This window comes from Acinetobacter sp. Li1LvA2 (assembly GCF_056156705.1).
This window is the reverse complement of sequence record NZ_JBSICF010000010.1, coordinates 43,293-56,674: the sequence shown is the minus strand read 5'-3', so window position 1 is coordinate 56,674 and position 13,382 is coordinate 43,293. Positions and strand designations below refer to the sequence as shown.

9 protein-coding genes are annotated in these 13,382 nt (G+C 40.4%); 3 read left to right on the top strand and 6 right to left on the bottom strand.

Features of this window, described 5'->3' with window-relative positions:
• Window positions 1-12 precede the first annotated feature (12 nt).
• The 5 genes from ACS604_RS16840 to ACS604_RS16820 all read right to left on the bottom strand — a co-directional run bounded on the left by ACS604_RS16840 (window position 13) and on the right by ACS604_RS16820 (window position 6,144).
• Entirely contained in the window at window positions 13-957 is a 945-nt protein-coding gene (locus ACS604_RS16840) for a PDR/VanB family oxidoreductase (protein WP_474772313.1), read from the bottom strand.
• A 12-nt stretch (window positions 958-969) separates the two neighbouring features.
• Window positions 970-2,046, bottom strand: a complete 1,077-nt coding sequence (locus ACS604_RS16835) for an aromatic ring-hydroxylating dioxygenase subunit alpha (protein ID WP_353157042.1) — start codon at window positions 2,044-2,046, stop codon at window positions 970-972.
• A gap of 233 nt (window positions 2,047-2,279) precedes the next feature.
• Entirely contained in the window at window positions 2,280-3,467 is a 1,188-nt protein-coding gene (locus ACS604_RS16830) for an OprD family outer membrane porin (protein ID WP_353157045.1), read from the bottom strand.
• Window positions 3,468-3,479: 12 nt separating this feature from the next.
• Complete coding sequence (locus tag ACS604_RS16825) at window positions 3,480-4,433, bottom strand: formylglycine-generating enzyme family protein (RefSeq protein ID WP_353157083.1); 954 nt, start codon at window positions 4,431-4,433, stop codon at window positions 3,480-3,482.
• 25 nt (window positions 4,434-4,458) lie between these two features.
• A complete protein-coding gene (locus ACS604_RS16820) occupies window positions 4,459-6,144 on the bottom strand; it encodes an arylsulfatase (RefSeq protein WP_474772312.1) in 1,686 nt (561 codons plus the stop codon).
• A gap of 371 nt (window positions 6,145-6,515) precedes the next feature.
• Between ACS604_RS16820 and ACS604_RS16815 the strand changes: the two genes are divergently transcribed.
• The 3 genes from ACS604_RS16815 (at window position 6,516) to ACS604_RS16805 (ending at window position 11,625) form a co-directional block, all read left to right on the top strand.
• A complete protein-coding gene (locus ACS604_RS16815) occupies window positions 6,516-7,862 on the top strand; it encodes an MFS transporter (protein ID WP_353157051.1) in 1,347 nt (448 codons plus the stop codon).
• A 31-nt stretch (window positions 7,863-7,893) separates the two neighbouring features.
• Window positions 7,894-9,174 (top strand): OprD family outer membrane porin, encoded by a 1,281-nt coding sequence (locus ACS604_RS16810; RefSeq protein WP_474772311.1) that lies wholly within the window; start codon window positions 7,894-7,896, stop codon window positions 9,172-9,174.
• A 252-nt stretch (window positions 9,175-9,426) separates the two neighbouring features.
• Entirely contained in the window at window positions 9,427-11,625 is a 2,199-nt protein-coding gene (locus ACS604_RS16805; RefSeq protein WP_262521396.1) for an OsmC domain/YcaO domain-containing protein, read from the top strand.
• 65 nt (window positions 11,626-11,690) lie between these two features.
• On the opposite strand, the gene ACS604_RS16800 is transcribed toward ACS604_RS16805, so the two are convergent.
• Window positions 11,691-13,361 carry a GMC oxidoreductase gene (locus tag ACS604_RS16800; RefSeq protein WP_474772309.1) on the bottom strand — a complete coding sequence of 557 codons (1,671 nt, stop codon included), beginning with the start codon at window positions 13,359-13,361 and terminating at the stop codon, window positions 11,691-11,693.
• Window positions 13,362-13,382 lie beyond the last annotated feature (21 nt).

Here is a 13,382-nt window from a genome sequence, read left to right as displayed (position 1 = left end):
GGAACTTTCGAGTTAAAGCTCAATCACAAGATTTTTAGTTTTTGCACGAGAACAGCAGGGCGTAAATTGGTCGTTCAAAGCATGTTCTTCATCAGTCATGAACATATCACGATGATCGGGTGTACCCCCTACCACGCGGGTAATACAGGTACCGCAAATGCCTTGTTCACATGAAACAGGAATATCAAAACCATTTGCAATTAATGCCTCAGTAGCAGTCTGCTCTGGTAATACTTCAATTCGACGGCCCGTACCTTTAACTTCAATGGTAAAAGCTTCATCTTTGGACGTATCTACTTTTTGAGCGACAAAATGCTCTTGATGTAACTGTTCGTTATGCCAACCTGCTTGTTCGGCCGAGTTCATGACAAACTGCATAAACCCTGTAGGTCCACACACATATAAGTGTTTATCAGGTGAAGCTTGGCCCAAAACCTCTGCCATATTACATTCCGTGTCTGGTTGGTCTTGAATGTGAAAATGGACTCGTTCACCAAAATGTTCGGTTAAGTTGCCATAGAAGACAATCATTTCATGACTACGAACAAAGTAATGTAATTCAAAAGGAATATTGGCGGCTTTAAGTCGATATGCCATCGATAAAATAGGGGTAATACCAATACCACCTGCAAATAAAACTGCCTGTTTGGTTTGAGGGTGAATTTCAAATAAATTACGCGGTTCACCAATTTTTAAGTGGTCGCCTTCACGATATTCAGTGTGGATGCAGCGTGAGCCACCGCGTGAATTGGCATCATGTAAAACACCAATCACATAACGGTGCTTTTCAGTGCAGCAGTTTGAAAGTGAATATTGACGGGTGAGACCGTTTTTCAGATGCACATCAATATGTGCACCTGCTTCAAAACTCGGCAGCTCCGTACCATTTGCTGCAACCAATTCAAAAGCACGAATGGTCGGGGTGAGCTGGTGAATTTTTTGAATAATAACGTCCATGTTTATGCTCCTTTAAATAATCCGAATGTTTGGAAACTTCTGTGTGGACGTTTCAGGAGGTGTTTTATTTTCTTCGGCAAGTAGTCGCTCAATCACTTTACGAGACTGCACACCGCCTGCGTCGATGTTGAGCATGAGTAACTTGCGATGTGGATTATTCAAAATATTTTGCTGTTGTTGCTCAAGCATTTCTAAATCTTCGGTAAATATTTTGCCTTGGCCTTCACGAATTTGATCGGTGAGTTCTGCATTGTCTGGCTGGAAGTTGCGTGCCATTCCCCAGAAATACCAATGTGAGGTTTCAGTTTCAGGCGTAATAAAGTCGACCACAATTGAAGAAACTTTTTTGTCTTTCGGTGCGTGATAACCGCCATGTCCAGCATGCGCGACACCCACTTCAATATGAACATTACTTGGCGCAAAGAAATGGCAACGTTGCCAACGGTCCACAGGTACGTCATCTGCCAAGTGATTGCCGCGTAGAGCCATTTGCCAAAATGGAGGTGCGATCACATTTTCCATATAGCGTTCAGTAATGACATGGTCGCCGTCAACTTTAGTCACAGGCAATGATTCATCAATCTCTTTTTGCCCAATACTACTTGAGTGAACATAGGTTTCATGGGTTAAATCCATGAGGTTATCGACCATCAAACGATAGTCACACTGGATGTGAAACAGGCCTCCGCCATAACTCCATTCAGGGTGATCTGCCCATTCTAAAGTTGGAAGTTTTGCTTCATCTGCTAAAGCTTTCTCGCCTGGCCATATCCAAATAAAACCAAACTTTTCAATAACTGCATATGCTTTGTTGCAAGGAAAACCGTTAACACGTTGAGCTGGCATTGAAACAGTTTTTCCGTCACAACCCATCACTAAGCCATGATAACCACACACGAGATTGCCATCTTCGACATAACCAAGTGAAAGTGGGGCACCGCGATGGGGACAAAAATCTTCAACGGCAGCAACTTGGTTTTCTTTGCCACGATAAAAAACAATTTTTTCACCACAGATGGTGCGACCTAGTGGTTTGTCTTGGATTTCTTCTGGGCGGCAGGCTACATACCAAGCATTTTTAATAAACATTGTGACGACTCCTTATCACTTATTGGATCCAATTTATAATAAATAAAAATATTGGTCAATTGATAAGCAGTATATTTTTTAAAAAATATTGATCTTTTAATTTGGTTGTTTTGTATATTTTTAATTGCTATTAAAGACTTTTATATTTATTTTGAATTTTAGAGGCTAAATTTTTATTCATCTTAATTTGGATCCATAATGACTATGGTTAAGCCATTATGGAGAGTGAAAATTTAGAAATTAACAGTGTAGTGAAGCATCATGCGCTGTTCATCCAGACTTTTGCCGTGTTTGGTGTCGTAGTTAATATTTAAGAAAAGAAACTTAAGATTTTTAATCCAAGCATTTAGGTCGTACTGAATCAACACATCACTTTCTTGCTCAAAATCATTTTGATTCATTGTTTGAAATGAATCGCCATAAATATATTTATAGGTCACTTTTAGACCCTTGATGTAGTCTTTAAAGTCATACGAGGCAACGAAATGATACGACTTTTCGTCTGCTTTGGTAAATGCGCCTAAGGTCCAGTTCACCATATGCGGGATGGGCATATTGTCGAGTTTTGGAATACCATCTTTGCCAAAGTTTTCTTGGTAGCCAATTCCAGTTGTAAGGTTTCCATGTTTAATGAAATGCATGGCCCCTACAGATGTATTGTCATATTCACCAAGCTTTGATTTACCGATATCGTCGTGGCGAAACACACGTAATTTTGTGGTGTGCTGCTTTGTCCATTGGTAATCAAAAGCAAAGTAACTTTGATTGATAAGATCTGTTAAGTAACCATTATAAAATTTCCAGTGGTACTGAGGCGTTTTCCCATCCCACTGGAAAAAGTAAAGCCCATCAGATTCATGTTTTGAGACGGCAAGTTTGTGGTAGTCCTCCTCATTTTTTGGCGAATAACGGTTAATCAAACCTAGCTCGAAATTTTGTTGTGGTGTCTTATATTTTAATTCCAAGCCTTTATAGTTCACCCGTAATTGATGGGTATCCACTTGTGGAGTCAGTGGTGAATCAGGTGTGATTTCACCTATATTCATGCGAAAGTTTTGATATTCAACTCCAGCTCCTAAGCCATATTTAATTTGGTCTTGTGCTTGTTTCTTGGTGTTAGGGTCAAAGGGTATGACCATATCATTGGTGTGTTGGTCGCTACTTAGGCGATATGCATATTGGATGCTTGGATTGAGGTGTAGCTGTACATCATTAAGCTTGGTTGACCAGTCACCACGATAGATCAAGCCTTGGCTCAGGCTATGAGTATCGGGACTAGTGCCATTTTCATATTGTCTGTCGAAGTTGAATGTTTTGAGTGTGAGTGTATTTTGAAAATTAATATCTGCTTCACTATGAGCGAAACAGCAGGCAAGGGTTGTCCCTGAGAATAAAATCCCATAAATAAAAATATGCTTCATTTTTAAATCCGTTTAAAAGCGTTTTACTGTTCTAAATCCGACATGGCTAGTTGCAAGGTCGAGTTCCTGTGGATGCCTCGCGGCAGCACGATAACGCGCGCAATAATTGGTCGCGCATAAATAAGATCCACCTTTAATCGTATATTGCAAAATCTGTTCGTGACTTTGCCGATACTTTGATGGGTCTCCCATATGATGATCTCTTGGACCTGTATAGGGTGTTTGCGTCCATTCCCATACATTGCCAATCAAGTCATATAAACCAAATGGGTTTTTACTAAAACAGCCAACAGGAGCAACATCCTTAAAACCATCTTCCTGAACATTTTTGTATGGAAATTCACCTTGCCAGAAGTTGGCTGTAATATGGCCTTCATGAATAGGGCCAATATCTGAGTTTTGCTGAAAACCTTTGGCTGCATATTCCCACTCAAGCTCGGTCGGTAAGTCGTGACCTAGCCAGTTTGCATAAGCGTAGGCATCATTCCATGTCACCATCCGAACGGGCTCATGAGGTGCTGGTTGTTTAGGGTTATTTAGGCCCCATGGGTGTTTCCAATTGGCACCTTTTTCAAATCGCCACCACTGTAGTTCTTCAACTGGATGATCTGGCTGTACAAACATAGCTGCACCACCTTGCTTTTCTGCATCGGTGACATAACCCGTTTGCTTAACAAACTCTTGAAATTGAGCATTGGTGACTTCAGTTGCATCAATTAAAAAAGCGGGAACTGAAGTTGCCTGTAAGTTTAATGGGCGTTCATCTTCATAACCTTGTGTGGTGCCTAAAACAATTTTTCCTTGCGGAAGTTTGACCATACCGGCTTCTTTATTTTTAGGCCAACTCGAAGGAAGGCCTGAAAAAGAAGAACATTTAGCTTGAGTACCTAAGTCGGGTAAGGTGGTCTGTTCTAGTTGTGGCGTGGTTTTTTGACATGCACAAAGTAATAGGAACGATGAAAGCATCATGATCTGTTTCATCTGGTTTTCTCTACTTTTTGTTGTATTGCTCAAAATCCACGACACCATTTTCATCGGCATATCTTAGATATTTATCGTTTAAGACTTTGACGATCTCGGAATGTTCTGCGTAAACATTATGTTGTTCATTAAAATCTGTTTTTAAGTTATAGAGTTCCCAGCCGTGGCTTTTAAATTTAGAAGGTGAGTTTTCAACGAGTTTCCATTCATCATTTTTGGCGTAGCGGCTGCCATGTAATTCTTTGAAGTCATAATAATTGACAGGTCGAATGCGGGCATTATTGTTTTTAAAAGCAGGGATTAGACTAAAGCCTGACGGTTTAATTTTGGTGCTTGAGGCTGGATAGATTTGATTATTTTGAATACCAGCTAGCTCCATCACAGTTGGGAATATATCTCTGACTGTTGCAAAGTTATTGTTGATTCCATGTTGTTTAGAAATTTGCACAGGCGATTTAACAATAAATGGAACTCGCACACCGCCTTCTGAAGCGGCTGACTTCCAGTGCGTAAATGGTGTGCTACTCACTTCGGCCCAGCGTGGTCCCATATAAACATATGAGCTGGCGTTGCCTATATTTTCATAACGATTGTCGGCATCACCCATTGGGAAATTGTGATCACCACCTTCAGCGCCGTTATCTGACATAAACACAATCAAAGTGTTGTTATATAAATGATGCTTTTTAAGATATTGAATGACATCGCCCACGCGGTCGTCTAACTGGGTAACCATGCCAGCATAAACTTCCATTTTACGCGCTTCATATTTGCGCTCTTGTGGGGTGAGTTCATTCCAGCTTTTGGTACCTAAAGCTTCGTTGCCACGCTCGACTGGGTATTCTGCGTTTGCGGGAATCAATCCTAGTTGCTTTTGTCTCTCAAAGCGTTGTTTACGAATTGTATTGTAGCCTTGATCGTATTTACCTTTGTATAGGTCTCTATAATGAGCAGGTGCTTGTAATGGCCAGTGTGGAGCCGTATAGGCTAGGTAAGCAAAAAATGGTTTTTGTGCTTTATTTTTATCTAAGTACTCAAAGGCTTTTTGTGTAAAAAAGTCGGTTGAGTAGTAGTTGTCAGGCAAAGTAACCTTTTGACCATTTTCAGTGTACTGGGTATTGCGCGGATAGTTTTTAGGTTGGTCTTTAAAGTGTAAATCGAAGCCATCGAGCAGGGCAAAAGATTGATCGAAACCACGGGCTTTAGGGTTTTGTTCGGGAGCATAACCTAAGTGCCATTTACCGACCATGAAGGTGTAATAATCTTTAGTCTTTAAAATTTCTGCGAGTGTATAAGCATTTTGCGTTAAGTGACCTGAATATCCATCAATTTTGAGTAGTGCACGCGGACTATCGGCGCCAACCAATTTTTCTTGTCGTTTTGACGTTTCATACATGGCACCTAAACCCACCAAGTGGTTATCTGCACCTGTCATAAGTTGCGCACGTGTCGGTGAGCACATCGAAGAAGCATGAAAATTAAAAAGCATTTTTCCTTGCTTTAACAGGCTATCAATATGAGGAGTTTTAATTTCGCCGCCATAGGCGCTAATGTCTGAAAAACCAAGATCATCGGCCAAAATAATCATGATGTTAGGTGGTTGTTGATTTTTTGGAGGTGCTGCTTGCGCTGTGTAAAACAATTGGCTGGCAAAAAAAAGTCCCAATGTAAGCTGGCTTACTCTTTTGAGTTTCATAACAACAATCCTTTGAAGTTTGAAAATGCATCTTGCATTCCATAAAAATGAACTGAACTTTTTTGGCTAAAAAATGCTCTGGAATCGATCATAATAGATTTTTTAATATGGATCCATAAAAATATTCAAGCATCCTAATTTTATGTTTTTAATAATTTTATACTTATATAATTTATGTGTTTATATATTTTTTAATAATCCATTTATAATTTTAGTTGATTTTTTGGATCCAAATATTCAGTATAGAAAAAGAGCAGGATGCTCAAAAAACAAATATTCCTCTAGGTCATTATGGATACGGATGTGCATAACCACCCAATCGCTCATATCAGCAATGTCGTGTGTATGTCTTATCCAAGGGAGATACACAAATGGAAAGAGACGTTCTAAGTGAGATCAATCAAAACAACATGAGCCGTTACCAATGGTTCGTTATTTTGATCTGTATTTGTCTCAATATTATTGATGGCTTCGATGTGATGGTGATGGCTTTTACCGCGCCATCCGTGTCGGCAGAATGGTCACTTTCAGGGGCACAAATTGGTTTATTGCTGAGTTCTGGCCTTTTTGGAATGGCTGCCGGTTCCATTTTTCTCGCACCTTTAGCCGATAAAATCGGTCGTCGTTTACTCATCTTGGTTTGTCTTGTCATTGCAGGTCTTAGCATGTTGGGCTGTGCTTTAGTACAAAGCCACGGTATGTTAGCAGCACTTCGGTTCATTACCGGAATTGGGGTAGGTGGGATTCTTGCCAGCAGTAATGTGTTGGCAAGTGAATATGCCAATGCTCGTTGGCGTAGTCTTGCAGTGAGTTTGATGTCTACTGGTTATGGAATTGGCGCGACACTCGGTGGAGTGCTATCACTAGCTTTGATTGAGCATTTAGGTTGGCGCTCAATCTTTCTAGCGGGCGGGGTTACTACCATTGCAATGCTACTCATTAGCGCATGGTTATTACCAGAATCTTTAGATTATTTACTCGCGAAACGACCAAAACAGGCTCTAGAAAGAGTTAATACAACTGTCACTCGTATGGGGCTTGAAGTATTACCAACCCTACCTCGTTATGAAAAAATCAACACACAAAATGGCAGTGAACTAGGCAAATTATTTGCTGGACAACTTGGATTTCAAACACTTTGTTTGTGGTTTGCATTCTTTTTAGTGATGTTTGGCTTTTACTTCGTGATGAGCTGGACACCAAAAATTCTTATTTCAATGGGGATGTCGCCACACCAAGGTGTAAGTACCGGCATTTTAATTAGTATTGGTGGGATTTTCGGGGCAGCCATTATTGGTTTATTGGCATCACGCATGAAAATTTTCTATGCCTTAAGCCTATTTTTAGGGCTAACCTCGGCATGTGTTTTCCTATTTGTCGCAGTCTCATCTCAAGTCAGCATTGCACTCATGGTGGGGTTATTACTTGGCACACTTATTAATGGCTGTGTAGCAGGTTTATATTCGATTTCCCCAACAATTTACGATGCTGAAATTCGTAGTCGCGGCGTGGGCTATGCAATTGGTTTTGGACGAATTGGGGCAATTTTATCGCCAACGGTTGCAGGCATTTTTCTGGATAAAGGTATAGCACCCGCAACACTGTATGCCTATTACGGTGTGGTCTTTATTTTGGCTATTTTCCTGATTTTAAGTTTAGGTAATGCTTTTTACCGCAGTCAAAAAGAGCAAAACTACTCGCTTAAAACAGCACCTTAATCCATTAAAAATTAAATAGTTGAGATAAAAAATGAAAAAGACACCATTATGGGTGGGGGTAGGCTTGTGCCCATTATTTATTCAAGTCGTGCATGCCGAGTTTATTGAAGACAGTAAAGCTGAGCTGACACTACGTAATTTTTACTTTGACCGAGACTATAAAAAAGATCCTTATCCTTATACAGCAGCCAGAGACTGGGCGCAGGGTTTAATTTTTAAAGGACAGTCTGGTTATACTGAAGGGACAGTTGGGTTTGGTGTAGATGTACTGGCAATGGCAGGTTTTAACCTGATGGGAAGCCGTGCTGATGACTATGCGCGGAGTGGATTATTACCAGTGAATACCGATAACTCGCGTGATGATTATTATGGAAAAATCGGCATTACTGGGAAGGCTAAATTTAGAAAAAATGAGCTTTTTGTGGGAGATTTAGTTCCACAATTACCAACCATATTTTCATCGCCAGCGCGTTTGTTCCCACAGACTTATCGCGGTATCCGTTTTGTTTCAAATGAAATTCCAAATCTTCAACTTGAAGGCTTTTATGTCGATGAAGTACGTCAGCGCGATTCAATTCGTTATACCGATGTTGGAACAGACAATATCAACCATCGTTTTGACAAAGCGGCAACTACCGATTCTTTTTATACATTGGGTGGAAGCTATCAGTTAAAGGACTATCGTCTACGGGCTTACCATGCTGAACTCAAAGATATTTACCGGCAACAATTTTTGGGTTTTAACGGAAAGCAGCCTTTAAATGATCAGCTTAACTTTTTAAGTGATGTACGTTTTTTTAATAGTGAGGAAGCTGGAAGTAAAAAAATAGGAGAGGTTGATAACCGACATTTGAGTGGCCTATTTGGTTTAAACTATCAAAACCATACGGTTTCTTTGGGCTATATGCAGGCTTTTGGTTCAACTGGTCTGCCATTTTTGTCAGGAACAGAAAGTCCAGTCGTGCTTGATTTTATGAGCTCTGACTATTCAAATAAAGACGAAAAAGTCTATTCGATTCGTTACGAATATGACTTTAAAAATGCGCGACTAGGTGATGTTTCGTTAAATGGACTACGCTTTATGACCCGCTATGCAAAAGGCGAAGACATTGATTTATTGCAATACGGCGATCAGCGTTTTAAAGAAGAGTCGATGGAATTTGATTTGGGCTATAAAATTCCTGAAGGTAAGTTAAAAGGTTTGGGAATGAGAGCTCGTTTTTCTCATTATCGCAACGATATGCCGACTAATATGACCTTTCATTCGACAAATGAAACGCGGTTAAATGTCGATTACACCTTTAAATTTTAATGATTAATATTTAACTAAATTTAAGACAAGTTAAAACATTGTGACGATCAATGTTTTAACTTTAGTTATCAACTGCTCAAAATCACTCTATAATACCGCCAATCTTATTAAAGCCAATTGAGTCGTTCATTAAACACATGGCTTTAATCTCTCATTTTTTTAAGTCAATTTCTTCGCTGTGATTCGGCTTATTTTTCAATATTTAGAATTTTATGTGTCTGTGCTGACACATAAAAATATTTAGGTGCCAGCATGGAAATCAAGGTTAATTATCTCGACAATCTTCGACAGGAAGCTAAGTTCGATGACTTTACAGTAATTGCCGATCAACCAATTCGCTACAAGGGTGACGGTTCGGCACCGGGCCCATTTGACTATTTTTTAGCATCGTCAGCATTGTGTGCAGCGTACTTTGTAAAAGTGTATTGTGCCGCTCGAGATATCCCAACCGATAATATTCGTTTATCGCAAAATAATATTGTTGACCCTGAAAACCGCTATAAGCAAACATTTAAAATTCAAATTGAATTACCAGCCGATATTTCAGAGAAAGATCGCCAAGGGATTTTACGTTCGATTGACCGTTGTACTGTTAAAAAAGTGATTCAAACGGGTCCCGAATTTATTATTGAAGAAGTGGAAAGCATTGATGCAGATGCACAAGCATTGTTATTGCCAAGCTTAACTTCTGAAAACCATACTTATATTCAAGGTAAAGACCTACCGCTAGAAGAAACCATTGCCAATATGTCTGCCATTTTGGCAAATTTGGGCATGAAGATCGAAATTGCATCTTGGCGTAATATCGTGCCAAACGTATGGTCATTACATATTCGTGATGCACAATCTCCGATGTGTTTTACCAATGGTAAAGGTGCAACTAAAGAAAGTGCTTTGGCGTCTGCATTAGGCGAGTTTATTGAACGTTTAAACTGTAACTTCTTCTATAACGACCAGTTCTGGGGTGAAGATATTGCCAATGCTGAATTTGTGCATTATCCAGATGAAAAATGGTTTAAACCGGGTCCAAATGGTGAATTACCTAAAGAAATCTTAGATGAATACTGTCTTGAGATTTATAACCCGGATGATGAGTTACTGGGTACACATTTATATGACACCAATTCAGGCAACGTAGAGCGTGGCATTTGCTCGCTACCTTTTGTGCGCCAGTCTGATGGTGAAGTTGTATATTTCCCATCAAATTTAATTGAAAACTTGTACTTAAGTAATGGTATGAGTGCGGGTAATACTTTGGCAGAAGCCCAAGTTCAATGCTTGTCAGAAATTTTTGAACGTGCTGTTAAACGTGAAATTTTAGAAGGTGAAATTGCACTTCCAGATGTTCCTGAAGAAGTATTAGCAAAATACCCAAGTATTGTTGCCGGTATTAAAGGTTTAGAAGAGCAAGGTTTTCCTGTATTAGTTAAAGATGCATCATTAGGCGGCCAGTTCCCTGTAATGTGTGTGACTTTAATGAACCCGCGTACGGGTGGGGTGTTTGCGTCTTTCGGTGCGCATCCAAGTTTTGAAGTTGCGTTGGAACGTAGTCTGACTGAATTACTTCAAGGTCGTAGTTTTGAAGGCTTAAATGATTTACCTCAACCGACTTTCCAAAGTAATGCGGTCACTGAACCAAATAACTTTGTTGAGCACTTTATTGACTCAAGCGGTTTGGTATCTTGGCGCTTCTTTAGCTCTAAATCTGACTATGACTTTGTTGAATGGGATTTTTCTGGCGAAGGCGAAGAGTCGAATGCAGAAGAAGCTGCAACATTGTTTGGCATTCTCGAAGAGATGGGCAAAGAAGTGTATATGGCAGTGTACGAGCACTTAGGTGCGACTGCTTGCCGTATTTTAGTACCGGATTACTCAGAAATTTATCTGGTTGAAGATTTGATTTGGGACAATACCAATAAAGCACTTTCATTCCGTGAAGATATTCTAAATCTACACCGTTTGGATGATGAACAGCTTGAGGCATTGGTTGAGCGCTTAGAAGAATGTGAGCTAGATGATTACACTGAAATCACTACACTCATTGGCATTGAATTTGATGACAATACAGTTTGGGGACAGCTCACAATTTTAGAGTTGAAATTGCTGATTTATGTTGCTTTACAACAATTTGAAGAAGCAAAAGAACTTGTCGAAACTTACTTGCAATATAACACCAACACCGTTGAGCGTGGCTTGTTCTATCAGTGCATGAACGTAGTGCTTGAAGTGATGTTAGATGAAGAACTAGAGCTTGAAGATTACCTTACGAATTTCCGTCGTATGTTTGGTGACACGCGAATGGACGCGGTATTAGGTTCTGTCGATGGTAGTGTTCGTTTCTATGGTTTAACACCAACAAGCATGAAACTAGAAGGACTTGACCGCCATTTACGTCTGATCGAGAGCTATAAAAAGTTGCATGCAGCTCGTGCTAAAGCCGTGGCGATGTAATTTAAAAAGCGAAATAAAAAAAGCCTATTTTTAAATAGGCTTTTTTTATAAAACAAATCTATATTTTAAGCAGGCACTTTCGTGATCTCTACGGTTTCTGCATTAATTGTATTATCTTGATGTTCATCCAAAGTGTGTTTGGCAGGAATATAAGACATTGCACGTTCCGCAAGAGCTGTAATGGTGAGACTTGGGTTAACCCCTAAATTTGCACCTAACATTGAACCATCTACAACGTATAAGTTTTTATAGTTAAAGACACGATTTTGTCCATCTACCACGCCACGCTCTGCACTTGAAGCAATTGCGCAACCACCCATACAGTGAGCTGTAAAAGGCACGTTAAACAAAATTTCGGTAATGGTCGTCATTGGGTGACCATTAAACATTTTTGCGACTTTTTCGGTAAATGCATTGGCCTGCGGAATATACACAGGTAGCTTTTTCCCTTCGCTCGATAACACCTTACCAAAAGGCCAGAACCAATTACGTTTCAAGCGCATATTAATGGAGGCATCAGCTGTTTGCATCACCAAGAAGATTAAAGTTTGACGTGCAAAACTAACAGGATTACTCATGCGAAGGAAAATAAATGGATGGCAAATAAGTGCCCATAACCAAAAGAAGATACGCGTCCAACCCGGTTTACCTTTAGCCATGTAAGTACACATGAGGCCCATGGCATCTGAACCAGTTTGGTAACGCGTCGCTTCAATGTGAGTGTCATGGTCAAGGTAAATACTTGAACCAATGGCAACACCTTTACTCATGTCGACATCTTTACCAAAAAAGCGAACGCCTAAAATCGACTCAGCATTGGTACGAACCCGATTACCCAAGTCATCAGAAATATTTGGCAGAGAACCGGACTGTTTTAAACGGAACAACATCTCTTGAGTACCCAAGGACGATGCCGAGAAAATCACATTACGAACACGCCAAGTACGGCGCTGTTTGTTAAACCATGAGCTTGAACACTCAGTCGTGACTTCATAGCCATCGCTGCCATCGGCTTTACCATTGAGTGGTTTAACGTCAACAACTTTGGTTTCTTCGTAAACCTTGGCGCCATTTTTTTCGGCAAAGTACAAATAGTTTTTATCTAAAGTATTTTTTGCGTTGTGTTTACAACCCGTCATACAGCCGCCACATGCGCTACAGGTTCCGCGGTCTGGACCTTCGCCGTTAAAGTATGGGTCAGGGTAGGTCTTGCCGCCTTGTTCACCTTCAGGGGGAAAGAAGGTTGCAACACGAGTCGGTTTAAACGTATGACCCACACCAACTGCATCGCCCATTTTTTTTAGCATGTGGTCGGCAGGACCGAAAATTTTATTATCAGTCACCCCAAGCATACGTTCTGCTTCAGCATAGTGCTGTGGCATTTCATTTTTCCAGTCCGCAGCATCTGCCCATGTGCCTTCATCCCAAATATGTTCAGGTGGAACAAGTAGGGTATTGGCATAGGTAATTGAGCCACCGCCTACAGCATTACCGCAAATAATGGTGACATGGCGAAAAAAACGCATGTTGAAATAACCGAAAAGTTTCATGCCCGGGCGCCAAATCCAGCGGCGGGTATTCCAGTTATTTTTAGCAAAATCTTTAGCTTCCCAGCGTCGCCCCATTTCCATTACAGCAACAGAGTAGCCCTTTTCGGTTAGACGGCAGGCAGAAACACTACCACCAAAGCCTGAACCAATAATGAGGTAATCATAGTCATAATTGTTTGTTGTCATGCCGAGGACTCCTCTCTGGCG